This window comes from Bradyrhizobium sp. CB3481, from assembly GCF_029714305.1.
Classification (GTDB): Bacteria; Pseudomonadota; Alphaproteobacteria; order Rhizobiales; family Xanthobacteraceae; genus Bradyrhizobium.
The window spans coordinates 2685314-2710259 of sequence record NZ_CP121647.1 but is presented as its reverse complement, the minus strand read 5'-3'; the positions used below and the strand labels follow the sequence as shown (position 1 = coordinate 2710259).

The following is a 24946-nucleotide window of genomic DNA, read 5'->3' as shown; positions in this document are numbered from 1 at the left end:
CAGACGCGCCGGAACGCCCCCATTATCCTTTGCGCCACCGTGTCAGAGCGAACTTAAGCGAACGCTAAGGCGTGGCGGATTGGCGCCCGACACCGTCATTGCGCGGCGGTTTCGCGCGCCACACGGCCTCCATTCGGCGCGCATGGTGAACGACAGGTTTCCAAGCGCGGCCGATCTATGGTTTCAAAATGGTGGATGCACCCGTGCGGCCACCTTTGCCGCATTGAGCATCATCAATCGAAAATTTACGCCGAATCGAATCTTTGCGATTTTCGGCAAGTTTTCGCCGAATTTACTTCAATGAAAACACTTAGGCTTTATCCACGACTGTTAGTTACAAACGAAGCTGCGCCTTAAGTGCGGCACAACCAAAAGACGACCGGGGTCGCGACATGTCTTTTCTTCTTCGCATGGCATTCTGGCTCGGGCTGGTGCTCGTGCTGCTGCCCAGGGAAAAGACGTCTGAATCGGACAAGGCGCCGCAGATCAACGCATCCGAAGCGATATCGGCCGCGACGGCGGCCGTCTCCGATATGAGCCAGTTCTGCAAGCGTCAGCCGGCGGCCTGCGAGGTCGGCGGTCAGGCCGCGACGGCGATCGGCCAGCGCGCGCAGGATGGCGCCCGCCAAGTGTACAAGATCATCACCGACAAGAAGCCCGATCAGCCGGGCGTCCAACCGAACGCTCCCGCCGCTCCCGCGAAGAAGCCCGATCACACCAGCTCCATCGATGCCGAGGCCGTGCTCACAGCCGCCGCGCCCGCCGACGCGCTGACGGACGATGACATGGCGATCGAATGGCGCCTGCCGCGGACGCCGCCGGCCGCGAAATAAGGCGGCGGAACCGGTTCCATTTCCGTCGCTTTCGTTCGATCCGCATCCTATATAGACAATGGAGAAACGGACGCGGGCCGCGATGACGATCGACGAAATCAGGGAAAATTTCGAGCTGCTGGAGGAATGGGACGATCGCTATCGATACGTCATCGAGCTCGGCCGCACACTCGAGCCGATGCCGGAGGGCGAGCATTCCGCCGAGAACAAGGTCAATGGCTGCGTCAGCCAGGTCTGGCTTTCCAAGCAGATCGACCGCAGCGGCAATGGCGAGCCGCACCTGAAATATCTTGGCGACAGCGATGCCCACATCGTACGTGGCCTGGTCGCGATCCTGCTCACGCTCTATTCCGGCCGTACGCCGCAACAGATCCTTTCAACCGATGCGCTCGCCGTGTTCGACGAATTCGGATTTCGCGAACACCTGACGCCGCAGCGCTCCAACGGCCTGCGTTCGATGGTCGAGCGCATCCGTAACGACGCACGCGAGGCACTCGCCGCGGCTTCATAGACGCGAAGCGACCGGGATCTATTTCCGCTTTCGCGCCTGCTGGCCGAGGCCCATCTTCTTGGCGAGCTGCGAGCGCGCCACCGCATAGTTCGGTGCCACCATCGGATAGTCCGGTGGCAGGCCCCATTTGTCGCGGTATTGCTCGGGTGTCATGTTGTACTGCGTGCGCAGATGGCGCTTCAGCGACTTGAAGCGCTTGCCGTCCTCCAGACAGACCAGATATTCCGGCGTCATCGATTTCTTCACCGACACGGCGGGCTTGGCCGGCTCGAGCGGCGTCTCGGGTCGGCCGCTCGACACCCGCATCAAGGCCGCATGGACCTGACTGATCAGATTCGGGATTTCCGAGGCCTGGGTCGGATTGTTGCTGAGATAGGCCGATACGATATTGGCGGTCAGTTCGACGGGCGTTTTGCCGGCGGAATCGGTCATGGCTCAACCTTCTGGGATCGCGAATGCATCTGTCGGCTGCCCGGTTCGGACAGTATCCAGCCGCGCCTATACAGCATCGGAATCCGATACGACTTGGCGAATATGAACGCAGTGCCGGGAAACTGACAAGAACGACGGCGTTTTATTTTCGATAGCCAGTCTCGCGGCAAGTATTGCCGCTCTTACGAGCGCTGATCGAGGTGCGCGCGCAACTCATCGATCGAGGCGAAGCGCATCATACCCTCCGGCATCTGTGCCTCGATCGAACCGTCGGAATAGAGCGAATAGGCCATGCCATCGACGATGCCCGATTTCAACACCGTCACGGCCGGCGGCTCCTCGGCGTGCGGCGGTCCGCCATTGGGTTCTGTGATCGGCGGCGGCGCGCGGCCGCGCCGCGGCAGCAGCGTCTCGCCGGACTTGGCGCGTTCCCCCCTCGGCCAGGTCGTGTCGAATGATGGCGGCGGCTCAGCCGGTTCGACCATGGGAATGGTGGGCGGCCTGGAGCGAAGGTCTGACGACAACAGGTCCGGCGGCAGCGGCTCGCCGGCGCGCGTCTGGGCGCGCTCGCGCTCCTTTCGTGACGTCGACGCAAACAGCAGATTGCGCTTCGGCTTGGGAGCCGATGACGGGGGTTCGGGGTGCGTCGGCTCCGGAATCGGGTGATCGCGCAGAACCGCCTCGTTCTGCCACGGCGGCGGCGCTGCTGGCGGGAATGGCCCGGGCATGCCGGGCGGTTCGGCGGCCGGCGCGCCAATAGGGGCCGTGTCCCGCGCCGTAGCAGGCGAAAGCAGCGGCGGCAGCGCAGCATCGCCGCTTGCTTCAGGCAAACCGGAACCGATCCGCCGCGCGATATTCTTTAACTCGCGGACCGTCATCCACAGCCCGAGCATGATCACACCGGTGCAGAAGCCCATGACTCCGGCAAGGATCATTGTGTTGCCGGTGGAGAGCTGAACCGAAATTCCGTATGCCGTCGCCAGCAGGCCTGCCAGAACGAGGCCGATGCCTGCGACCAACATGACAAACATCATTGAACCAATCCCTCAGCCGCGCCCGAACGCTCGCCAGCCGCCCCGGGCCACGATACCGTCATCTTGTGCGGCCCGCCAACGCCATTTCCGCCGGAGGTTCCGTATCGCGTCATTCGCTTGCAGTATTCCCTTTGAGCCGCGTCGTTCCATTCAGGCGCCGTTCAGCCCGCTGGCCGTAGTTTTACCAGCTACTAATTACTGCCCTTTTGTTGCATTGCATCAGGGATTTACGCCACAATTCCCAATTACTTGGAAATGGAACTGCGCTATATGGGTACCCGGGGAATGAGGCTCAAGAATATCCAAGTTGGGCTATAGGGACGCTGGGTTACCGATCGCCATGTCTTCCATCACGACTTCTGCCTTCGACACGCCCGCGCGGCGCTCGGTCGAGCGGACCTGTGACGACCTTGCCATCTTCGTGCTGGCCATGGTCGCTATCGTCGCGGGTCTGACCTTCCGCGATTACGGGCTGGGCTGGGACGATTACACGCACGCCGAATATGCGGATCTTTTGCTGCGCATGTACGGTTCCGGTTTCAAGGACACCGGCGCGCTCTCGTTCGCCAATCTCTATATGTATGGCGGCGGCTTCGACATGGCGGCGGCGCTGCTGCACAAGATCATCCCGCTGGAATTGTTTGAAACGCGCCGCCTGCTCGGCGCCGTTGTCGGCCTGATCGGCCTTGCGGTCACCTGGCGGCTGGCGCGGCGCGTCGGCGGCCCGCTAGCCGGCCTCGCGACGCTGCTGCTGCTCGCGCTGTGCCCGACCTTCTACGGGCACATGTTCATGAATCCAAAGGACGCGCCGTTTGCCGTCTCGATGGTGATCCTGATCCTGGGCCTGGTGCGCCTCGCCGAGGAGTATCCCGCGCCCTCGCCGCGCACCATTCTGATCGTCGGCCTCGGCGCCGGCCTCTCCATCGGCTGTCGGATTCTCGGCGGGCTGGCACTGGTCTATGCCATGGTTGGCTTCGTCCCGCTCTTGATCGAGGAAGTTCGCAAGCAAGGCCCGCGCGAAGCGATCCGCCGCTTCGCCCATGTCGTGTATGTGCTGCTGCCTGGGCTCGCGTTCGGGTATCTGGTCATGGGCCTGGTGTGGCCCTGGTCGATCATGGAGGCGGACCACCCCTTCAAGGCGCTGACCTATTTCTCGCACTTCTTCGAAAAGCCCTGGAAGGAGATGTTCGACGGCGCGCTGGTGTCGGTGCCCGACATGCCGTGGTCGTACCTGCCGACGCTGTTCGCGCTGCAGCTGCCCGAGGTGCTGCTTGGACTGCTGGTCGCCGGCATCGTCGGAACCCTCATGTCGCTGTCGCGCCTCGACGTGACGGCCCGCCGCAAGACCATCTTCCTGATGCTGACGCTGGCGGCGACGTTGCCGCTGGTGATCGCGATGGTGAAGCGGCCGGCGCTCTACAACGGCATCCGGCACTTCGTGTTCGTCATCCCGCCGATGGCGGTGGTCGCCGGCGTTTCCTTCGCCTGGGGCATGAACTGGCTGAAAGACAATCACCGCCGCTGGCAGCCTGCTGCGCTTGCGCTGTTTACATTCGGCCTCTTGTTGCCGCTCAGCGAGATGATCCGCCTGCACCCCTACGAGTACACCCACTTCAACCATATTGCCGGCACGGTGCGCGCGGCCGACAATTACTTCATGCTGGACTATTGGGGGCTGGCGCTGAAGCAGGCCTCCGACGGCCTGCGCGAAGAACTGGTCGAACGCCAGGAAGTGCCGCCGCAGGGACGCAAATGGAAGGTCGCGGTATGCGGCCCGCAGCGCCCGGCGCAGGTCGCGCTCGGCCCGGATTTCACGATCGGCTGGGACAGCCAGTCCGCCGACTTCGCGATGACGCTGGGCGAATTCTACTGCAAGGGCCTCACCGCGCCCGTGATGGTCGAAATCAAGCGCGACGATGTCGTGTTCGCGCGGGTCTACGACATCCGCGGCCGCGCCATCTCCACCCTGCTGGCAATACCGGCGCCGTAGGTAAGTCCGCAAGGACATGACTGCCAGTCGCAGCGGCTGCCTTGCTGGCCGTCCGGCGCAGGATTAGGCTCGCCTCCCAATCAGCCATCCACGGGAGAAGCGCGTCATGTCGCCAGCCGAAGCTCGCCTCACGCAAATTCCGTCCGGCATGACGGACGCGGAGTGGAACCAGCGCGTCAATCTGGCCGCCTGCTATCGCCTTGTTGCACTTTATGGCTGGGACGATCTGGTCGACACCCACATCTCCGCGCGCGTGCCCGGCCCCGATCATCACTTCCTGATCAACCCCTACGGATTGATGTTCGAGGAAATCACGGCGTCGAGCCTGGTGAAGGTCGATCTGCACGGTAATCAGCTCAGCGAGAGCGAATACAGCATCAATCCGGCCGGCTTCACCATCCATTCGGCGATCCACGAGGTGCGCGAGGATGCCGGCTGCGTGCTTCATCTGCACACGGCGGACGGAACCGCGGTGGCGAGCTGCATGGAAGGCCTGCTGCCGATGAACCAGACTGCGCAATTCGTCACCCACGACCTTGCCTATCACGATTACGAAGGCGTGGCGCTGGACCATGAGGAGCGTCCGCGGCTGCAGAGGGATCTCGGCAACAAGAACCACATGCTGTTGCGCAACCACGGCACGCTGACCGTCGGCCGTTCGGTCGCCTCCGCCTTCGAGCGCATGTATCACCTCGAGCGGGCCTGCACGATGCAGGTGCGCACCCGCATGCTGGGACCGACCGCCTACCCGATCGAACAGGCCGTGATCGACAAGAACGAGCAATTGTTCAGTAATGCCGATTTCGCGGAACGGCGTTCGACCAACCTTGTCTGGCCGCCCCTGCTCCGCAAGCTCGATCGCATCGATCCGAGCTACAAGACCTGAGGCGGACCGGCGCGCGAAAGGTTCTGGTAGCGTGACGATACTGGTGACCGGCAGTTCCGGCCATTTGGGCGAGGCGCTGATGCTGACGCTGCAGGCGCAGCGGCGCGAAGCCTTGGGCATCGATGTTCTGCCCGGCGCGTTCACGCATCACGTCGGCTCCATCATCGACCGTGCTTTCGTGCATCGCTGCATGAGGCATGCCACGACCGTGCTGCACGCGGCGACGCTGCACAAGCCGCATGTGGCGACCCACAGCCGGCAGGATTTTGTCGACGTCAACATCACGGGCACGCTCAATCTGCTCGAAGAGGCCACCGCGGCCGGCGTCAAGGCGTTCGTCTACACCAGCACGACGAGCGTCTTCGGCGATGCGCTGGTGCCGCCGCCGGGCGAGCCGGCCGCCTGGATCACCGAAGACGTGGCGGCGGTGCCGAAGAATATCTACGGCGTGACCAAGGCGGCGGCGGAAGATTTGTGCCAGCTGTTCGCGCGCAACCATGCGCTTCGCACCATTGTGCTGCGCACCTCGCGTTTCTTTCCCGAGGAGGACGACAACCACGCGGTCCGCGAGGTCTATGCCGACGCCAACATCAAGAGCAACGAGTTCCTCCATCGCCGCGTCGATATCGAGGACGTGGTCAGCGCCCACCTGCTCGCCGCCGAGCATGCACCATCGGCCGGTTTTGCCAAATACATCATCAGCGCCACCACGCCATTCGCGCGCCAGGACGCGGCGGATTTGCGCAACAACGCGCCGCAAGTGGTCCGCCGTTACGTGCCGGACTATGAGGCCGAATTTGCACGGCGCGGCTGGAGTATGGTTCCAGGCATCGACCGCGTCTATGACAACGCGCGGGCGCGGGCCGAACTCGGCTGGCAGCCACGCCATGATTTCCGCGCACTGGTTGCCCGGCTCAGATCTGATGAAGACATAAGCAGCCCGCTCGCGCGGGAGATCGGCAGCAAGGGCTATCACGACCGCGCCTTTCGCGATGGGCCGTACCCGGTCGACTGAAGCTGCGGGAGTGGACGCGTTGCGTGGATATGCTAAACTATCAGCCACATACCTCTACACGTCAGGAATCCAAACGCCGCCCAATCCCGGGCGGCGTTTTTATTGAGGTGCCGTAGGATGGGTAGAGCGCAGCGAAACCCATCAGGTCGCCGCGTCAGGATCGTTCGCCGAAACTTCCGGACAGTTCGGCAAAATCCCCCGCCCAATCCTCGGGATAAATTCCAAGCCTTACCATGCGGTGAAATGACGAATGCGGCCAATCCCTCACTTGCGTTACCAGCCCATGCTTTACCGGATTGATATGAACGTAATCGATGTGACGTGCCAAATCGTCCTCATCGCGAATCGTATGCTCCCAATAGCGCCTTTGCCAAATGCCGCGCTCGCCTTTGGCGGCTCGGCTGTCTGAGATAGGCTCCCCGGCAGCAAAATGGCGTGAGAACGTCGACTTGATCAATCGCCAGCGCGTTGCAAAATCTCGATTGCCTTCTGGCATTGTCCAGACCGCATGCAGATGATCCGGCAATACGACCATGGCGTCGATCGTGAACGGATGACGCTCGCGAGTCTCGCGAAACGCAAAGCGAAGCGCATCAACATGTTCCGTCAGTAGTTTTAACCGTCGATCGGCAAGATTGACCGTAAAGAAGAAGCAACCGCCGGGGATGAAATTGCGACGGTATGCGGTCATGGTCTGCCCGTACGACCAAATGATGGGTTTCGCTGCGCTCCTACCCATCCTACGGATCTTACTTCCCCTCCGCGAGCGCGGCCAAAACTCGGGCCCAAGAGCGGATGCCCTTGTGGAAGCTCTTGAGGTCGTACTTCTCGTTCGGCGAATGGATGTTGTCGTCGTCGAGGCCGAAGCCGATCAACAGGCTATCGAGGCCGAGCGTGCGCTTGAAGTCGGTGACGATCGGAATCGAGGCGCCAGAGCCGACCAGGAGCGCTTCCTTGCCCCATTCCTCGGTCAGCGCGCGCTTGGCGGCGGCCAGCGGCTTCATGTTCCAGTCGAGCGCGATTGCCGCGCCGCTGGAATGCTCGGTGAACACGGCCTTGCAGTCGCCTGGCAGCCGCGCGGTGACATAATCGCGGAACGCCTGCTTGATCTTCTGCGGGTCCTGGCCCTCGACCAGACGGAATGAGATCTTTGCGGAAGCTTCCGCGGGGATCACGGTCTTCGAGCCCTCGCCGGTATAGCCGCCGACGATGCCGTTGATGTCGCAGGTCGGACGCGAGGAGATTTGCTCGATCAGCAGGCGATCCTTTTCGCCGGCGGGGATCGAAAGGCCGATCGGCTTCAAGAACGATTCCGGCGTGAGGTTCAGGTTCTTCCACTGCGCCAGAATATCCGGCGGCAGATCCTTCACGCCGTCGTAGAAGCCGGGAATGGTGATGCGGCCGTTGTCGTCGAACAGCCCGCCGAGGATGTTGGTCAGCACGCGGATCGGGTTGCGCGCGCCGCCGCCGAACACGCCGGAATGCAAGTCGCGGTTGGCGGCCTTGATGGTGACCTCGTCATACATCAGGCCACGCAGCGAGGTGGTGATGGCTGGCGTGTTCGGGTCCCACATGCCGGTGTCGCAGACCAGCGCGAAGTCGGCCTTCAGCTCGTCCTTGATCGCTTCCATGAACGGCACGAAATTCTTCGAGCCGACCTCTTCTTCGCCTTCGATCAGGATCGTGACATCGACCGGCAGCGATCCCGTGACCTTCTTCCAGGCGCGGCAGGCCTCGATGAAGGTCATCAACTGCCCCTTGTCGTCCTCGGCGCCGCGCGCGACGATGATTTTTCTGCCGTCGGCATGGTCGGTGACAACCGGCTCGAACGGCGGGCGGTGCCAGAGATTGAGCGGATCGACCGGCTGCACATCGTAGTGTCCATAGAACAGCACGTGCGGCCGTCCATCGGTGCTGCCATTCATCTTGGCCACGATCGCGGGATGTCCCGCGGTCGGCCTCACCTCGGCCTTGAAGCCAAGCGTCGCGATATCCTTGGCCAGGTGATCAGCCGCCGCCTTGCAATCCGCGGCGAAGGCCGGATCGGCCGAGATCGATTTGATCCGCAACAGCGCGAACAGCCGCTCGAGGCTGTTATCGAAATCGGCGTCGATATGATCGAGGACCGGCTGGATTTTTGCGTTGGACATGGCTGATCATCCCTGGCTGTGAGCCTTGTTATTGGCATCAAGTTGTAGCTTGCCCGCTGGATCAGGCAAGGTGGCTTCCACGCAGGGATGACGCATGTGCCAGACCAGCCCTGCCGCGAGCAGGACGGTGGCTGCAAGATTGTTGCCATAGGCCTGCAGGTCGATCGGAAACAGCGGCAGCGACAGGCCCAGGAAACCGCCCGCGCCCGCCAGCAGCAGCCATGTGCCGGTCCTGACCGCCGGACGTGGATCGTAGGCGGCGCGATGGAGCAGCACCGTGATCGGAAAGAACAGCCACAGGAAGTAGTATTGGCGGGCCAGCGGTGACGCCACCGTCATCAGGCAGAACAGGATGCCGAGTTCCTCGGCATCCGAGCGCTCGGTCCGCCGCGACGCCGGCGGCATCACCGCGATGTATCCGAGCCCGATCACGAGCGAGAGCACCAGCACGATCAGGTTCGCGGTCTTGAAGTCGACATCGACGATGTTCATCGTCCGCACCGGCCTGGACGGATTGTCCTGGTTGTAGTTGACCGGCCGCGTCAGCCGATGCGTCACCGCGATGATCGACTGGTTGACCCACGACCAGTTCTGCTCGTCGCGCTGCCCGAACCCCTTCTCCGAGCTCGATCCGACCATGCCCTGGTACCAGGTCTTCAACTCCGTGACATTGTGCTGGAAGCCACGAAACGGCGCCGGCAGCACGAACAGGAACACGCCGATGAACACCAACAGGCTCGCGGAAGCTGCCCATTGCCTGCGCCACACCAGATACGGCAGCACCGCGACCGGAAACACCTTGATCGCGGTGGCGAGTGCAAACATGCAGCCTGCCATCCAGCCGCGCTGGTCGCGGAGCAGCCAGAAGCCGTAGAGCATCAGGAACAGCAGCACGAGGTTCGGCTGGCCGAGATCGAACATGTCGAACACGAAGGTGACAGTGATGAAACCCGGCAGCGCTTCCAGCCAGGGCCCGGGCTTGTGCCCCGAGCCCGCCATGGCGTGCGAGAACTGCGCCGTCATCCACCAGGCGACGATGTTGAGGAACGATAGGCACAGATAGAGCGGGATCTTGCCGAACCAGCTCGGGATCGCCAGCAGCACCGCCGACAACGGCGGATAGATAAACTCGAAATAGGCGGCGGGATTCTCAGGGTAGAGTTTCCCGCCCTGGAGCACCTGCTGCCCGGCCCAGAACCACAGCGGATAATCCTTGGTCTTGCCGCTGCCCCAGATTTCCGGGACCAGCACATCGGCGGTGAGCGCGATGCAACAGACCAGAAAAAGGATATCGAGCGGCCTTCGAAGCGACGGATATCTCAGCACACTCGTTTCCGGATTCGTAAGAGGAGATATCTATCGCCGCAGCAAGCCGCCGAGCGCGCCGCGTACCAGCGCGCGCCCGACCGAACCGCCGAGCGATCCGCCGACGGATTTGCCGAGATCCGCCACGATGCCGCCGACCACCTTGTTGGTAACGGACCGCGTGACGTCCCGCGCAATAACCTGACCGGTCGTCAGGCGGCCGCGCTTTGTGTTGGTGCCGAAGATCGTGCCGACGATCGAACCGATCTGGCCGAGAACGCCGCCACCACCCTGGTCATCCGCCGGCGCCGCCGTGTCGGCCACGCGCTTCTGCAGCATCTCATAGGCGGATTCGGCATCAACAGCGGTGTCGTATTTGCCCTTGAACGGGCTCTGGTTCATGATCGCCTTGCGCTCTTCCGGCGTGACCGGCCCGATCCGTGCGGTCGGCGGACGGATCATGACGCGCTCGACCATAGTCGGCGTGCCGCCGCCTTCGAGGAACGACACCAGCGCCTCGCCCTTGCCGAGCTCCATGATGACGCGGGCGGTATCCAGTTTCGGATTTGGCCGAAAAGTCTGCGCCGCCGCTTTCACCGCTTTCTGGTCGCGTGGCGTAAAGGCGCGCAATGCGTGCTGCACGCGGCCGCCGAGCTGCGCCAGCACCTTGTCCGGCACGTCGATCGGATTCTGGGTGACGAAGTAGACGCCGACGCCCTTGGAGCGGATCAGGCGCACCACCTGCTCGATCTTGTCCATCAGCGCATCCGGTGCATCGTCGAACAACAGATGCGCTTCGTCGAAGAAGAACACCAGTTTCGGCTTCGCCAGGTCACCGGCTTCCGGCAGCTCTTCAAACAATTCCGACAGCATCCACAAGAGGAAGGTGGCATAGAGCCTGGGGCTCTGCATCAACTTGTCGGCGACCAGGATATTGACCATCCCGCGCCCGTCGCTGTCGGTCTTCATGAAATCCTTCAGCGTCAGCGCCGGCTCGCCAAAGAATTTGGTTGCGCCCTGGTTTTCCAGCACCAGAAGCTGACGCTGGATGGTTCCGACCGTTGCCTTGGTGACATTGCCGTAGCTCTGCGCGGCCTTTCGGAGCGCGGCCTTGAGCTCCTCATTGTCATCGGGATCATCGTCCGCAGCCGCTGCCTTTTTGGCGACCGGCGCAATCGCATCCAACAGCGCGCGTAGATCCTTCATGTCGATCAATGTCAGGCCGTTTTCATCCGCCACACGGAATGCGACATTGAGGACGCCTTCCTGCACGTCGTTCAGATCGAGCATCCGCGACAGCAGCAGCGGCCCCATTTCCGTAACCGTGGCGCGCACCGGGTGCCCCTGTTCGCCGAACACGTCCCAGAACACGGTCGAAAACTGGTCGGGCTGGAAATCGAGGCCCATTTCCTTGGCGCGCTTGAGGATGAAGTCCTTGGCCTCGCCGACTTCGGCAATTCCGGACAGGTCGCCCTTGATGTCGGCCGCGAATACGGGAACACCGGCGCGGGCAAAGCCCTCCGCCATCACCTGCAGCGACACGGTCTTGCCGGTGCCGGTCGCCCCGGTGACAAGCCCATGCCGATTGGCGAGCGCAAGCGTCAGCCAGGCCGTTTCATCGCCCTTTCCGATGAAAATCTTCTCGTCGGTATCGGCGGTCTTGTTATCGGGGGTTGGCATCGCATCGCCTCTTCGCGCGCATCGGGGAGATTTGGTCCGCAATCATATCGCATCCTGACCGCCGATTGAAACCTTCAGCGGCGAATACGTGAGCGTTCACTCGCCTCGTCGGTCACTTCTCGTACTTTTTTCCAACCTTCAGCGAAGAAATCGAGAACGCAGCGCAATAAATCTGCGTGAATCCGGCGTTCACTCTTGCATTGCTGCAACACTCGCGCGGCGATCGCGAATCAAAGCCGCCTTGGTGTTGTGTTTCAGAACGCAGGCGCTCAAGATCAATTTTGAGCAAGCGGCTTGGCAAACGGGCCGGTTGGGGACGGGGCAAATGTATGGACGAACTGATTGGGCGGCTGGCTTCAAAGGCCGGCATCGATAGCGCTGTCGCTGAAAAAACCATCGGTATCGTCCTGGGGTTTCTCCGCAACGAGGGCCCCTCCGATCAGGTTCAGGCGTTGATCGATCAAATTCCGGGGGCCGAAGCTGCGATTGCAGCGACCAGCAACACAAGCGGATTGTCGAGGCTGATGGGCGGCGGCGTGATGGCCGTCGGCACCCGATTGATGGCACTTGGCCTCGGCATGGGCGAGATTCAAAACGTGGCGCGTGAACTTTTCAGGTTCGGACGCGACAAAATCGGAGCGGATCAAATGGGCGAAATTATTGAGGGCACGCCGGGCATCAGCCAGTTCGCCTGACACAGGCACTGGAGAGCACATTCGACGCGGGCACATTCTTTTTTCATCCGGTATCATGACTTATCCCCTTTCCGAGATCGACGGCTTGACCGCCTACTCTGCCTCGAAGCTGAAATCGCTCGGCATTCGCACGACCGATGCGCTCCTGGAAGCCGCCCGCACGATGAAGGGACGCAAAGCGCTTTCGGCAAAGACCGGCATCAGCGAACAGCAACTGCTGGAATGGGCGAATTTCTCCGACTACATGCGCATTCCAGGCATGGGCAAGGCCAAGGTGGGCCTGGTGCGCGCCGCCGGCGTCACCACGGTGCGCGAGCTCGCCCACCGCAACCCGGCGCGGCTTGCCCAGAACATGAAAGACGTGAACATAAAACGTAAACTCGTTCGCGTTCTGCCCTCCGAAAGATCGGTGGAGCTGCTGATCGAGCAGGCGCGAAGGCTGCCGCCCAAGATCAGCTATTAGGATCTCCTTCGGGACGGCCGCGCGGCCCGCTCTCCCGCCTTGACTCCCCGCCGCGGACCGCGCAAAGCGACCGCATGATCGCCGCCAAGCCTAGATCCACCGCTGCGACCGGTTCTGCCGGCCATCCGGTGCTGCCTGCGCTGTTGTCGAGGCCCTATCCGGCGGTGATGGGCGTATTGAACGTAACGCCCGATTCATTCTCCGATGGTGGGCAGTTCACAGCTCCCGAGCAGGCGCTGGCGCAGGCGCAGCGGATGATCGCCGAGGGCGCCGACATCATCGACATCGGCGCGGAATCCACCCGGCCCTATGGATCGGAACCGATCTCCGTGGAAGAGGAAATGACGCGCCTTGAGCCGGTACTGGCCGGCGTCGTTGCGCTCGGTATTCCCGTGTCGATCGACAGCATGAAATCCGCCGTCGTTGCCTGGGCGCTCGATCAGGGCGCGGCCATCGCCAACGATGTCTGGGGGCTGCAGCGCGATTCCGGCATGGCCGGCCTCGTCGCCGAGCGTGGCGTGCCCGTCGTCATCATGCACAACCGCGAAAGTGCCGATCCCGACATCGACATCATGCAGGACATCGCGGATTTCTTCACCCGTTCGCTCGACATCGCCGCGAAGGCCAAGATTTCATCCGACAACATCGTGCTTGATCCCGGCATCGGCTTCGGCAAGACGCCCGAGCAGAGCATGACCGCGCTGGCGCGGCTCGGCGAATTGCAATCGTTCGGTTTGCCACTATTGGTCGGCGCCTCGCGCAAGCGCTTCATCAGCACGGTGACGCCGTTGGAGCCGCATCAACGCCTCGGCGGCTCGATTGCAGCCCATCTATTGGCGGCGCAGAATGGCGCGCGGATCATCCGGGCGCATGACGTTGCCGAAACTGTACAGGCGCTGCGTGTGGCAGCCGCAATCAGGGAACAGGGATGAGCGATACGATCTTCATCACCGGCCTCGTCACCCATGCCCGCCACGGCGTGATGGAGCACGAGACCAAGGTCGGGCAACGGTTCGTGATCGACCTCGAACTCTCCATCGACCTGTCGGAATCCTCCCACTCCGATCGGCTGTCCGACACCGTTTCTTATGCCAGCGTGGTTGAAACCGCGACCGCCGCATTCACAGACACCAATTACAAGCTTCTGGAACGCGCAGCCGGCGCCGTTTCGGACGCGATCTTCGCGACGTTCCCGCGCGTCGATGCGGTCAAGGTCACCGTCCACAAGCCGCACGCACCGATTGCCGAGATCTTCGAGGATGTCGGCGTGGTGCTGATGCGCACGCGGCCGTCGCCCTGAGATGGCCAGCGTGCTGATCGCGCTCGGCGGCAATGTCGGCGACGTCCGCGCGACATTCCGCAAGGCCATCGCCAACATCTGCGGCATGACGCAGGCTGCCCTCATCGCGCGATCCTCTGACTACACCACGCCGCCCTGGGGCGAGGAAAACCAGGCGCCATTCACCAACGCCTGTATCGAGATCGAGACCAGCCTCGATCCGCATGCGCTCTTGTTCACGCTGCACAAGATCGAGAAGAAGTTCGGCCGTGACCGCGCGAACGAGACGCGCTGGGGCCCGCGCACCCTCGACCTCGACTTGATCGCCTATGACGATGTCAGGCTCGACAAGCCGGAACTGACCCTGCCGCATCCGAGGGTCTTCGAGCGCGCCTTCGTGCTGGTGCCGCTGGCCGAGATCGCCCCTGACCGTGTCATTGCGGGACGCCGCGTGCGCGACGCGCTGGCCGGCCTTTCGACCGAGGGTATCCAGCCGCTGCCCGACCTCGATTGACAGCCGGAACACCCCAAAACAACCGTTTGGCTTGGCGGGCGCGGCGTGGCAATTTCCGGCCAAATCAAGCGACGACCAGGGATTGATGGGCCGGATGACTGGGATCGACGAGCTGACATTGGCCGCGGAGTTTCCGCAGGCGACCTATGAGGACTGGCGCAAGCTGGTCGACGGGGTGCTGAAGGGCGCGCCGTTCGAAAAACTGGTCAGCAAGACGTCCGACGGGCTGAAAATCGATCCAATCTATCGCCGCGCCCAAGGCGCCGTACCGGTCGCCGGCCGTCCCGCCGCCGCGCCCTGGCAGATCATGCAGCGGATCGACCACCCCGATGCCAAGGCCGCCAACGCCCAGGCGCTGCACGATCTGGAGAACGGCGCGACCGGGCTGACGCTGGTGTTCGCCGGCGCCAATGGCGCCCATGGTTTCGGGCTCGATCCTACGCCGGAGGCGGTCGCGCAGGTTCTCGACGGCATCCATCTCGACGCCGGAATCGGCATCGAGCTGCAGATCGGGCCGCAGTCGCGCATGGCCGCCATTCACCTCGCCGAATACATCAAAGGCAAGGGCATCGATCCCGCGGCCTGCGACATCCGTTTCGGTCTCGACCCGCTCGGGTCCGGTGCAGTGTGGGGCTCCAGCCCGTATAGCTGGGACGAAATCGTCCCGGCCGTCACCGGTGCGGTGAAAGGCCTCGCCGCGATGGGCTTCAAGGGCCCGTTCACTGCCGCCGATGGGCGGGTGATCCACGACGCCGGCGGATCGGAAGTCCAGGAACTGGCGTTCGTGCTGGCAAGCGGCGTCGCGTACTTGCGCGCGATCGAAGGCGCCAGCGTCGCGCTCGAAGACGCGCAGGGCATGATCTATGCGCGGCTCCGCGCCGACGCCGACCAGTTCATGACTTTGGCAAAGTTCCGGGCGCTACGGCTGCTGTGGGCCCGCATCGAACAGGCCTGCGGGCTGACTCCCAAGCCGCTGTTCGTCGCGGCCGATACCGCTTGGCGCCTGCTGACGCAGCGCGATGCTTACGTGAACATGCTGCGCGCCACGATGGCGACTTTCTCCGCCGGCCTCGGCGGCGCCAACGCCATCAGCGTCCTGCCGCATACGCTGGCGCTCGGCCTGCCCGATCCATTCGCGCGGCGTATCGCGCGCAACACGCAACTCGTGCTGCTGGAAGAATCCAATCTCGCAAAAGTCAGCGATCCCGCAGCCGGCTCGGGCGGCATCGAGACATTGACAAAGCAGCTTTGCGAAGCCGCATGGTCGCTGTTTCAGGAAATCGAAAAGGCCGGCGGCATCTTTGCCGCGCTCCAGCAGAACCTGCTCCAGCAAAAGGTCGCAGCAACGCGGGCGGCGCGCGAGGCCAATATCGCCAAACGCCGGGATGTGCTGACCGGCGCCAGCGAATTCCCGAACCTGCATGAAGACGATATCGCGGTGCTCGGCGCCACGCCGATCGTGCTGCCGCCCTATGGCGAAGCAAAATTCAAGTTCGATCCGCTGCCGCCGATCCGGCTCGCCGCGCCGTTCGAGGCGCTGCGCGACAAGTCGGACGAAAAGCTCAAGACATCGGGCGCGCGGCCAACAATTTTCCTCGCCAATCTCGGCACGCCCGCCGACTTCACCGCGCGCGCCACATTCGCAAAAAGTTTCTTCGAGACCGGCGGCATCGAGGCGCTCGACACGCAAGGATTTGCCGATCCGGCGGCGCTTGCCACCGCGTTCAAGGCGTCCGGCGCCGCGATCGCCTGCCTGTGCTCGTCCGACAGGGTCTATGCGGAACACGCCGTGGCGGCCGCAAAGGCCCTTCAAGCCGCGGGTTGCAAGCATATCTATCTGGCAGGGCGGCCCGGCGAGCAGGAGGCCGCACTGCGCGAGGCTGGCATCAGTGATTTCATCTTTGCCGGCGGCGATGCGCTGGCGATGCTGCAGGAAGCCTGGCGGCGGATGGAGCAAGCATGACGGAAAACAACCATAAGGCGGTTTTGACCGGTGGCTGCCAATGCGGCGCCGTCCGCTTCGCGATGTCGAAAGCGCCGACCAAGGTCAGCATCTGCCATTGCCGGATGTGCCAGAAGGCCTCGGGCGCGCCCTTTGCCTCGCTTGCCGACATCGAGCACGAGCATTTCACCTGGACCCGCGGCAAGCCGGCATCGTTCCAGTCCTCCTCCATTGCCGAGCGCGATTTCTGCTCCTCCTGCGGCACGCCGCTGAGCTACCGGCTGATCGGCGGCCCCCGGATCGAGATCATGACCGGCACCTTCGACCGCCCCGACCGGGTGGTGCCGACGCGGCAATATGGCTCCGAATCCCGCCTCGGCTGGGTGGTCGGCATCGCCAATTTGCCGAGCCAGACCACGATGCAGAATTACGGGCCGGAAAAGATGGCGACGATCACCAGCCACCAGCATCCGGATCATGATTAGGGGTGACGTCCCCTCAACTAGCATGTGCTATGATGGGTACCATGAGCCGCATACCTGACTTCGCAGATATCGCCTTTGAAGCCGTAGCGCCCGCTCCGCCCGTCGGCAGCGCCGAGCCGTGGCTGACGCCGGAGGGCATCCCGGTCAAGCCTTTTTACAGCGAGGCCGATCTCGAGGGCATCGATTTCCTGGAGACCTGGCCCGGCGTCGCGCCCTATCTGCGCGGCCCCTACCCGACCATGTATGTCAACCAGCCTTGGACCATCAGGCAGTATGCCGGCTTCTCCACGGCGGAAGATTCCAACGCGTTCTACCGCCGCAACCTCGCGGCCGGGCAAAAGGGCCTGTCGGTCGCGTTCGACCTCGCCACCCACCGCGGCTACGACTCGGATCATCCGCGCGTCTCTGGCGACGTCGGTATGGCGGGCGTGGCCATCGATTCCATCTATGACATGCGCACGCTGTTTGCGGGCATTCCGCTCGACCAGATGAGCGTGTCGATGACCATGAACGGCGCGGTGCTGCCGATCCTTGCGCTGTTCGTCGCCGCCGCCGAGGAACAGGGCGTTCCGCCGGAGAAGCTGTCGGGCACCATTCAGAACGACATTCTGAAAGAGTTCATGGTGCGCAACACCTACATCTATCCGCCCGCCCCCTCGATGCGGATCATCTCCGACATTTTTGCGTACACCTCGCAAAAAATGCCGAAGTACAACTCCATTTCCATTTCCGGCTATCACATGCAGGAAGCTGGCGCGACACAGGATCTCGAACTCGCCTATACGCTCGCCGACGGTGTCGAATATCTGCGCGCCGGCCTTGCGGCCGGCCTCGATGTCGACCGCTTCGCGCCACGGCTGTCGTTCTTCTGGGCGATCGGTATGAACTTCTTCATGGAAGTCGCCAAGATGCGCGCCGCCCGGCTGCTGTGGGCCAAGCTGCTCAAGCCGTTCAACCCCAGGGATCCGCGCTCGCTGTCGCTGCGCACGCATTGCCAGACTTCCGGCTGGTCGCTGACCGCGCAGGATGTCTTCAACAACGTGATGCGCACCACCATCGAGGCGATGGCGGCGACGCAAGGCCATACGCAATCATTGCACACCAACGCGCTCGACGAGGCCTTAGCGCTGCCGACGGATTTCTCGGCCCGCATCGCGCGCAACACACAATTGTTCCTGCAGCAGGAAAGCGGCACCAACCGCATCATCGATCCCTGGGGCGGCTCCTATTACGTCGAACGCCTGACCCGCGATCTCGCGCAGAAGGCCTGGGGCCATATCCAGGAGGTCGAGGCGCTCGGCGGCATGGCCAAGGCGATCGAGGCCGGCGTGCCAAAATTGCGCATCGAGGAAGCCTCCGCCAAGACCCAGGCCCGGATCGACGCCGGCAAGCAGGCCGTGATCGGCGTCAACAAGTACAAGCCGGTCAGCGAAGCACCGATCGACGTGCTTAAGGTAGATAATTCCAACGTGCGCCGGCTGCAGATCGACAAGCTGAAGCGGCTGCGTACCGAGCGCGACCAGAAGGAACTCGACCAGGCGCTCGCCGCGCTGACGCGCAGCGCCGGCGAAGGTAACGGCAACCTGCTGGCGCTCGCGATCGATGCGGCGCGCGCCAAGGCAACCGTCGGCGAAATTTCGGACGCGATGGAAAAAGTGTTCGGCCGTCACCGCGCCGAGATCAAATCCATCACCGGCGTCTACAAGCGGGAGGCGTCCGCCATGTCCAACCGGGTCGAAAAGGTGCAGGAGCTGATCGATGCGTTCGAGACTGCGGAAGGGCGCCGCCCCCGCATCCTCGTTGCCAAGATCGGCCAGGACGGCCACGACCGTGGCCAAAAGGTGATCGCGTCCGCGTTTGCCGATGTCGGCTTCGACGTCGATATCGGGCCGCTGTTCGCCACCGCCGACGAGGCGGCGCGGCAGGCGGTGGAGAACGACGTCCATATCCTCGGCGTCTCGTCGCTGGCCGCCGCCCACCTCACCGCCGTGCCGGAATTAAAAGCCGCGCTGAAGAAGCACGGCCGCGAGGACATCATGATCATCATCGGCGGCGTGGTGCCGCCGCAGGACTATGACGCCCTCTACAAGGCCGGCGCGGAAGCGATCTTCCCGCCGGGCACCGTGATATCAGATGCCGCTGAAGAGCTGATCCGCAAGCTCAACGCCCGGCTCGGCCACAGCAGCGAGGCGGCGGAGTAGCTTGCAAGAAATCGGAACAACCCCTTGGCATTCCGATGAAAGTATCGAGCGCTATAACGCGTTGTTTCCCATCCTGCCCGACTTTGCGGCTCATTACGTTGTTGGTCTAAAGCACGGCGAAACCATTGGCTTATCAGACAAAGATTCACTTCGATTGCGTAGAGATTTACTGGCTGCCCTTGTGGCCGATAAGCTCGGCATTAGCTTGGCATACGCAAGACGTCGATACACCGAAGAAAGCGATCAGTCCCGGTGGATGGGTTTGACAGACACGATCGACGCGATGTATCGCGAGGGTCGGGAATATTTGAGTTGGTATATCTCGATCGAAAGAGATCAGATTCCGGAGAACGATCAATCCTTTCGGACCCATGCAATCAATTTCTTCTACCGAAGCCTGGGTTCTCTTGACGCCACAAAACGTCTGGCTGATCTGGGCTACTTATGTGAGGCCGCCAATATTCTTAGATCTGCGCTCGAACAGTTTGCATACTGCTCGAGACTTGCAACATTAAGTGGGGCAGAAGACTTTCAAGGCATTAAGCCAATTCAATGCCTCAACCATTTGAAAAGATACGTACCGGCCGCGGGGCAACTATACGGCCTCATGTCAAAATACACTCACTTTGAGTACGACCATCACACTCACTTTTTTGTCTATTCAAAAGATGAAGTCCAAACTTTGCAACGCGGACCAGTTCTCCGTGCCTATTCTACGCATTTGCTTTTCATAACCATGGTCTGCGTCGCTAAGTATGTCCTAGCCCTCTCCGCCGTTCAGTTCGGAGAGATTCCGAAGTCAATACAGGGGTTAGATGCCTTTATCGAAAAAGTGGACATGTATTCAGACGCCGTTTGCGGCATGCTGTCACGTGACCTAGTTTTAGCAAACATGGACATCCTACTTCAGAAGATCATCAGAAATACCAATGTTTAGGCAAGCATACTTGTCAAATTGCAGAAGACTCTTCTCGAAATGAACCGGTACGTTCAGTTGCGCATGCTCGTGGGCTTCGCGACGGCTGTTGTTGCTTATCATGCAGTTGGTCCTGCGTTCGCCGACGATCCCAAGCCAGACTTTTCCATCAAGACCAAATGGGTCGAGGCGGCAGTCTTTCTCGACGGGACCGTCAAAGCCGATCCGGCCCTGGCGGCGAACTGCCTGAGCGAGGGCAAGGCATGGGCCCAGAAGAACCGTGCCGATGCCGACAAGGAGCGCAAGCAGGACCCGGAGCTGTTCCGCAACCCGTGGTCATACGAACGGAAATACCTGACGCGCTCGGTGGTCGACGGCCGCTATGTCAGCATCATCAGGGCCGATTACGAATATACGGGCGGCGCGCATCCCAACTCTTCGTCCGATACGATCCTGTGGGACAAATCGGCGGGCAAGCGCATCAGCATCCGTCCGTTCTTCACCGAAACCGCCGATAACGGCCCGGCGATGAAGGCGATGCGGCAAGAGGTCATTGCTTCGCTTAAAGCTGAAAAGAAGAAACGCGGCGCGGAAGACCTTGATGCCAGCGCCATCGAGGCGATCGAACCAAAACTGCTCAAGATCGGGCCGGTCTCGCTGGCGCCGTCGACCGAGCAAGGCAAGAGCTCCGGCCTGACCTTTCACTATTCGCCTTACGCGGTCGGCTCCTATGCCGAAGGCGAGTACATCGCCTTCGTGCCGTGGGAAAAATTGAAGCCGTATCTGACGGCGGAAGGCGTCAGGATTTTCGGCGGCGCGCGTCCCAAGGACGATGAAGACCGGCAATGACGGCGTTTGCCGTCAAGCAGCCTTGCGGTCCAGCGCTCTTTCCAGCGAATGGGTCCAGTCCGGAATCCAGGACTGAAACAGGGCGCGCCAGCGATCCTCGTCCTGCGGCGTGGTGTCGAGCTTCACCGACCATTCGATGAAGGTTCGGTCGCCCTCGACGATCGGCAGCAGGTGCATCGTCCCCTCATAGCGCGTCGGCGCCGGAACGGCGGACTGCGATTCGGATGGAAATGGAAACGGATCGATACCCGCATAGGTCAGCGAATGCGCCTGATCGGAATGGCCGGCGAGACGTTGCCGGACCCAGTTGCCGAGATAGCAGAAGCGCCTGATCGCGCCGACTTCGTCGCTGCCCTTGTCGTCCTCGATCATGCTTTCGCTGACGCCCTCGATATAGGCCGGGTAGTTGTTGAAATCGCGGATCAGGGACCACACGGTTTCCAGGGGATGGTTCAGCACGGTGCTGTAATAGGCTGTCGTCATGGTTATCTCCGCAGCAGGTCGCGGCCCGCCTGATGAGCCGCACAGCGATACCTATTTCGGGTAGACCGACCGCCACCACCCGATTTCCGGCTGTGGCGGGATCCCCACCGGCGATGCGCCCCATTTCCCGCCAACGCCTTGCGACCCCAACGCAAAGCCGCCTACAATGTCGCATCACAAGAGCGTCCGGATTCACGGATGCCGCAGGGAGGATCAACAATGTCCAAAAAGATCACGCGCCGCGCCTTTGCGGCTTCATCCGCTGCTGCCGCAGCCGTCGCAGGTCTTGGCCTCAGGCCGGCATCAGCGCAGGCCTACCCGGCGCGGCCGGTGACCGTGATCGTGCCCTGGGGCGCCGGCGGCGGCACGGATGCGACCGCGCGCATCGTGGCAGCCCTTCTGGAAAAAGATCTCGGCCAACCCTTCAACGTCGTCAACCGGACCGGTGGCTCCGGCGTGGTCGGCCATTCCGCCATCGCGACCGCGCCGGCCGACGGTTACACCATCGGCATGCTGACGGTGGAAATCTCGATGATGCACTGGCAGGGGCTCACCGAGCTCGCGCCCAAGAGCTACACGCCGCTGGCGCTGATGAACGAGGATCCGCCCGGCATCCAGGTCAGCTCCACCTCACCCTACAAGACCGTGAAGGAACTGGCCGACGCCATCAAGGCCGCGCCTGCGGGCAAGATGAAGGCATCCGGCACCGGCCAGGGCGGCATCTGGCATCTGGCGCTGGTCGGCTGGCTGCAGGCGATGGGACTGGCGCCGAACCACGTGGCCTGGGTGCCCTCGAACGGCGCCGCGCCGGCGATGCAGGATCTCGCGGCCGGCGGCCTCGACCTCACCACCTGCTCGGTGCCGGAAGCGCGCGCCATCATCGAGGCCGGCAAGGCACGCAGCCTGGCGCTGATGGCCTCCAAGCGCAATCCGGCCTTCCCCGACGTGCCGACGCTGAAGGAGGCGATGGGCATCGATTACTCGACCGGCGCCTGGCGCGGCATTGCCGGCCCCAAGGGCATTCCGGCTGACGTTGCGACCAAGCTGACCGCGGCGCTGAAGAAGGTCTACGAGTCCAAGGAGTTCAAGGAGTTCATGAGCAACCGCGGGTTCGGAACGGTCTGGGGCGATGCCACCGAATTCGCTGCCTTCATGGACAAGGGCGACGCCCAGATGGGCGTGGCGATGAAGGCCGCCGGTCTCTCCAAGGCCTGATCCTCATCGGCTGACATCGTCCGATATCTGCGGAGCCAGTTCATGCGTCTTCCCGATCGCGTCACGGGGTTGTTTCTCGTTGGCCTCGGCGCAGCCGCCGCCTATGGCGGCTGGCAATTGCCACCGGTGCCAGGCCAGCCGGTCGGGCCGAACGTCTTTCCCCTCGTGATCGGAACGGGCCTTGCGCTGTGCGGGCTCGCGATCGCATTCGGGATTGGCCACAGTTTCGAAGAAGAGGAAGAGCTCATTCCGGTCGAGGGCGGCCAGCCGCCGCCGACCGGAAGATTTTACGGCCTGCGCGCCCTGCTCCCTCCTGCGTTGCTACTGTTCTACGTCGCCGTGGCCGACCGGCTTGGCTTCATCATCACCGCAGCGCTGATCGTGTTCGTAACGTCGACCGCGCTCGGCGCCCGCTGGAAGCTATCGCTGCCGCTCGCCGTGCTGGCGCCGATCGGCATCCACCTGATTTTTTCAAAATTGCTGCGCGTGCCGCTGCCGGCCGGGCTGCTGCCGATGCCCTGGTGACCGATGCTGAAAACCCTGCTTGATGCGTTCGCGCTGATCTCCACCTGGGAAGTCATCGTCTCGATGCTGGCGGCATCGGTCTATGGCCTTGTCATCGGCTCCTTGCCCGGGCTGTCGGCGACCATGGCGACCGCGCTGCTGGTCCCCGTCACGTTTTATCTCTCGCCGATCGCCGCCATCGCCACCATCGTGGCGGCCTCCTCGATGGCAATCTTTTCCGGCGATATCCCCGGCGCGCTGCTGCGCATTCCCGGCACGCCCGCATCCGCAGCCTATGCGGATGAAGCCTATGCCATGACTCGCAAGGGCGAGGCCGAGCTTGCGCTCGGCGCCGGCGTCTGGTTTTCCGCGGTCGGCGGCATCGCGGGCACGCTGTCACTGATGATCCTGGCGCCGCCGCTCGCCGAGATCGCGCTGTCGTTCTCGACCTTCGAATATTTCTGGCTGGCACTGCTCGGCCTGATGTGCGCGACGCTGGTCGCACGCTCCTCGCCCGTGAAGGCGATCGCCGGCATGTTCATCGGCCTGCTGGTCTCCTGCATCGGCATCGAAAACCCCGGCGGCGTCCCCCGTTTCACCTTCGGCATCACCGACCTGTTCGGCGGCATCGAGCCGATCCCGGCGCTGGTCGGCGTGTTTGCCGTGGCGCAAGTGATGCGCGCGATGCTCACCCCGGAACCGCCGCCGATTCCGCGGCGCAAGTTCGGAAGCATCATGGCCGGCCAGTGGCGGCTCACCAGAAAATATCACTGGCAGATGACGCGCGGGAACATCATCGGCATCATCATCGGCGTGCTGCCGGGCGCTGGCGCCGACATGGCCGCCTGGGTCAGCTACGCCATGTCCAAGCGTTTTTCGAAAGAACCCGAGAAGTTTGGCACCGGCCATGTTGAAGGCTTGGTGGAAGCCGGTGCCAGCAACAATGCCAGCATCGCCTCAGGCTGGGTGCCCTCGCTGCTATTCGGTATCCCCGGCGACACCATCGCGGCGATCGCGATCGGCGTGCTCTACATGAAGGGGCTGAACCCCGGCCCGACGCTGTTCACCGAAAAAGCGTCGAGCATGTATGCGATCTATCTGATGTTCATCATCGCCAACATCATCATGATCCCGTTCGGCATCGTGATGATCCGCCTCGCCAGCCATGTGCTGCGCGCGCCGCGCTCCACCGTGATGCCCGTTATCATGCTGTGCTGCGCGGTCGGCTCGTTCGCCATCGGCAACAACATGTTCGGCGTCGTGACCGTCGCGACCTTCGGGGTGATCGGCTATGTCATGGAGGAGAACGGCTATCCGGTCGCCGCCATGGTGCTCGGCATCGTGATGGGCACCATGATCGAGCAGGCCTTCGTCACCTCGCTGATCAAGTCCGACGGCAGCGTGCTGCCGTTCTTCGAGCGGCCGATCGCCGCCATTCTCGCCGCCATGGCGATCGGCGCGCTGATCTGGCCGGTGCTGGTCTGGGTGTGGCGGAAGCTCAGGCGCGAGCCCGTTCCCGCCGCATCGCCCGGCGAATGAACCGTGCAGGCCCCCTCGCCTGCAC

The 24946-nt window shown here is 62.7% G+C and carries 26 protein-coding genes; 19 read left to right on the top strand and 7 right to left on the bottom strand.

The genetic code is table 11. The annotated features are described in order from the left end of the window. Window positions 1-79: 79 nt before the first annotated feature. From QA643_RS12885 to QA643_RS12875, 3 genes are all read left to right on the top strand, one after another. Window positions 80-304 carry a hypothetical protein gene (locus QA643_RS12885; protein WP_283033534.1) on the top strand — a complete coding sequence of 75 codons (225 nt, stop codon included), beginning with the start codon at window positions 80-82 and terminating at the stop codon, window positions 302-304. An 88-nt stretch (window positions 305-392) separates the two neighbouring features. Next, on the top strand, window positions 393-833 hold the full coding sequence (locus tag QA643_RS12880) for a DUF5330 domain-containing protein (protein WP_283033533.1): 441 nt from the start codon (window positions 393-395) through the stop codon (window positions 831-833). Window positions 834-915: 82 nt separating this feature from the next. Further along, entirely contained in the window at window positions 916-1344 is a 429-nt protein-coding gene (locus QA643_RS12875) for a SufE family protein (RefSeq protein ID WP_283033532.1), read from the top strand. 18 nt (window positions 1345-1362) lie between these two features. Here the strand turns inward: QA643_RS12875 and QA643_RS12870 are convergent, their stop codons facing one another. Both QA643_RS12870 and QA643_RS12865 read right to left on the bottom strand, forming a co-directional pair. Then, window positions 1363-1776 (bottom strand): MucR family transcriptional regulator, encoded by a 414-nt coding sequence (locus QA643_RS12870; protein WP_057854862.1) that lies wholly within the window; start codon window positions 1774-1776, stop codon window positions 1363-1365. A 182-nt stretch (window positions 1777-1958) separates the two neighbouring features. Continuing rightward, on the bottom strand, window positions 1959-2810 hold the full coding sequence (locus tag QA643_RS12865) for a DUF308 domain-containing protein (protein WP_283033531.1): 852 nt from the start codon (window positions 2808-2810) through the stop codon (window positions 1959-1961). Window positions 2811-3150: 340 nt separating this feature from the next. Here QA643_RS12865 and QA643_RS12860 point away from each other — a divergent pair, with 340 nt between their 5' ends. From QA643_RS12860 to QA643_RS12850, 3 genes are all read left to right on the top strand, one after another. Further along, entirely contained in the window at window positions 3151-4800 is a 1650-nt protein-coding gene (locus tag QA643_RS12860; RefSeq protein WP_283033530.1) for a glycosyltransferase family 39 protein, read from the top strand. 106 nt (window positions 4801-4906) lie between these two features. Further along, window positions 4907-5686 carry a class II aldolase/adducin family protein gene (locus QA643_RS12855; protein WP_283033529.1) on the top strand — a complete coding sequence of 260 codons (780 nt, stop codon included), beginning with the start codon at window positions 4907-4909 and terminating at the stop codon, window positions 5684-5686. 31 nt (window positions 5687-5717) lie between these two features. After that, window positions 5718-6701 (top strand): NAD(P)-dependent oxidoreductase, encoded by a 984-nt coding sequence (locus QA643_RS12850; protein WP_283033528.1) that lies wholly within the window; start codon window positions 5718-5720, stop codon window positions 6699-6701. Between the two features lie 154 nt (window positions 6702-6855). On the opposite strand, the gene QA643_RS12845 is transcribed toward QA643_RS12850, so the two are convergent. Genes QA643_RS12845 through QA643_RS12830 form a run of 4 tightly spaced genes read right to left on the bottom strand, consistent with a single transcriptional unit; the run spans window position 6856 to window position 11836 of the window. Further along, the gene (locus QA643_RS12845) at window positions 6856-7392 is read right to left on the bottom strand and encodes a transposase (protein ID WP_283033527.1); all 537 of its coding nucleotides are present in this window, start codon (window positions 7390-7392) and stop codon (window positions 6856-6858) included. A 58-nt stretch (window positions 7393-7450) separates the two neighbouring features. Beyond that, window positions 7451-8851: a M20/M25/M40 family metallo-hydrolase gene (locus QA643_RS12840; protein ID WP_283033526.1), complete on the bottom strand. Its 1401-nt coding sequence runs from the start codon at window positions 8849-8851 to the stop codon at window positions 7451-7453. Between the two features lie 6 nt (window positions 8852-8857). Further along, on the bottom strand, window positions 8858-10177 hold the full coding sequence (locus tag QA643_RS12835) for a glycosyltransferase family 87 protein (protein WP_283033525.1): 1320 nt from the start codon (window positions 10175-10177) through the stop codon (window positions 8858-8860). A gap of 30 nt (window positions 10178-10207) precedes the next feature. Next, entirely contained in the window at window positions 10208-11836 is a 1629-nt protein-coding gene (locus tag QA643_RS12830; RefSeq protein WP_283033524.1) for a helicase HerA-like domain-containing protein, read from the bottom strand. Between the two features lie 329 nt (window positions 11837-12165). Between QA643_RS12830 and QA643_RS12825 the strand changes: the two genes are divergently transcribed. The 10 genes from QA643_RS12825 to QA643_RS12780 all read left to right on the top strand — a co-directional run bounded on the left by QA643_RS12825 (window position 12166) and on the right by QA643_RS12780 (window position 21180). Continuing rightward, window positions 12166-12531, top strand: coding sequence for a DUF2267 domain-containing protein (locus QA643_RS12825; RefSeq protein WP_283033523.1), 366 nt, complete (start codon window positions 12166-12168; stop codon window positions 12529-12531). Between the two features lie 55 nt (window positions 12532-12586). Then, window positions 12587-12994 carry a DUF4332 domain-containing protein gene (locus tag QA643_RS12820; RefSeq protein WP_283033522.1) on the top strand — a complete coding sequence of 136 codons (408 nt, stop codon included), beginning with the start codon at window positions 12587-12589 and terminating at the stop codon, window positions 12992-12994. A 74-nt stretch (window positions 12995-13068) separates the two neighbouring features. Beyond that, window positions 13069-13926, top strand: coding sequence for a dihydropteroate synthase (folP, locus tag QA643_RS12815; RefSeq protein WP_283033521.1), 858 nt, complete (start codon window positions 13069-13071; stop codon window positions 13924-13926). Next, a complete protein-coding gene (folB, locus tag QA643_RS12810; RefSeq protein ID WP_283033520.1) occupies window positions 13923-14294 on the top strand; it encodes a dihydroneopterin aldolase in 372 nt (123 codons plus the stop codon). Before folP ends, folB begins: the two co-directional genes overlap by 4 nt. 1 nt (window position 14295) lies before the next feature. Next, the gene (gene folK / locus QA643_RS12805; protein WP_283033519.1) at window positions 14296-14787 is read left to right on the top strand and encodes a 2-amino-4-hydroxy-6-hydroxymethyldihydropteridine diphosphokinase; all 492 of its coding nucleotides are present in this window, start codon (window positions 14296-14298) and stop codon (window positions 14785-14787) included. A gap of 94 nt (window positions 14788-14881) precedes the next feature. Next, entirely contained in the window at window positions 14882-16750 is a 1869-nt protein-coding gene (locus QA643_RS12800; protein ID WP_283033518.1) for a methylmalonyl-CoA mutase family protein, read from the top strand. Continuing rightward, the gene (locus tag QA643_RS12795) at window positions 16747-17214 is read left to right on the top strand and encodes a GFA family protein (protein ID WP_283033517.1); all 468 of its coding nucleotides are present in this window, start codon (window positions 16747-16749) and stop codon (window positions 17212-17214) included. The genes QA643_RS12800 and QA643_RS12795 overlap by 4 nt, the downstream gene beginning before the upstream one ends. A 41-nt stretch (window positions 17215-17255) precedes the next feature. Continuing rightward, window positions 17256-19415 (top strand): methylmalonyl-CoA mutase, encoded by a 2160-nt coding sequence (scpA, locus tag QA643_RS12790; protein WP_283033516.1) that lies wholly within the window; start codon window positions 17256-17258, stop codon window positions 19413-19415. Window position 19416: 1 nt separating this feature from the next. After that, the gene (locus QA643_RS12785; RefSeq protein WP_283033515.1) at window positions 19417-20352 is read left to right on the top strand and encodes a hypothetical protein; all 936 of its coding nucleotides are present in this window, start codon (window positions 19417-19419) and stop codon (window positions 20350-20352) included. Between the two features lie 39 nt (window positions 20353-20391). Next, the gene (locus tag QA643_RS12780) at window positions 20392-21180 is read left to right on the top strand and encodes a DUF3298 and DUF4163 domain-containing protein (RefSeq protein ID WP_283033514.1); all 789 of its coding nucleotides are present in this window, start codon (window positions 20392-20394) and stop codon (window positions 21178-21180) included. A 12-nt stretch (window positions 21181-21192) separates the two neighbouring features. Here the strand turns inward: QA643_RS12780 and QA643_RS12775 are convergent, their stop codons facing one another. After that, window positions 21193-21663 carry an SRPBCC family protein gene (locus QA643_RS12775; protein WP_283033513.1) on the bottom strand — a complete coding sequence of 157 codons (471 nt, stop codon included), beginning with the start codon at window positions 21661-21663 and terminating at the stop codon, window positions 21193-21195. Window positions 21664-21882: 219 nt separating this feature from the next. Here QA643_RS12775 and QA643_RS12770 point away from each other — a divergent pair, with 219 nt between their 5' ends. The 3 genes from QA643_RS12770 to QA643_RS12760 are packed head-to-tail and all read left to right on the top strand — an operon-like array spanning window position 21883 to window position 24921. Continuing rightward, window positions 21883-22878, top strand: coding sequence for a tripartite tricarboxylate transporter substrate binding protein (locus tag QA643_RS12770; RefSeq protein ID WP_283033512.1), 996 nt, complete (start codon window positions 21883-21885; stop codon window positions 22876-22878). Window positions 22879-22920: 42 nt separating this feature from the next. Then, window positions 22921-23403, top strand: coding sequence for a tripartite tricarboxylate transporter TctB family protein (locus QA643_RS12765; protein ID WP_283033511.1), 483 nt, complete (start codon window positions 22921-22923; stop codon window positions 23401-23403). Window positions 23404-23406: 3 nt separating this feature from the next. Next, complete coding sequence (locus QA643_RS12760; protein WP_283033510.1) at window positions 23407-24921, top strand: tripartite tricarboxylate transporter permease; 1515 nt, start codon at window positions 23407-23409, stop codon at window positions 24919-24921. The last annotated feature ends 25 nt before the right edge of the window (window positions 24922-24946 follow it).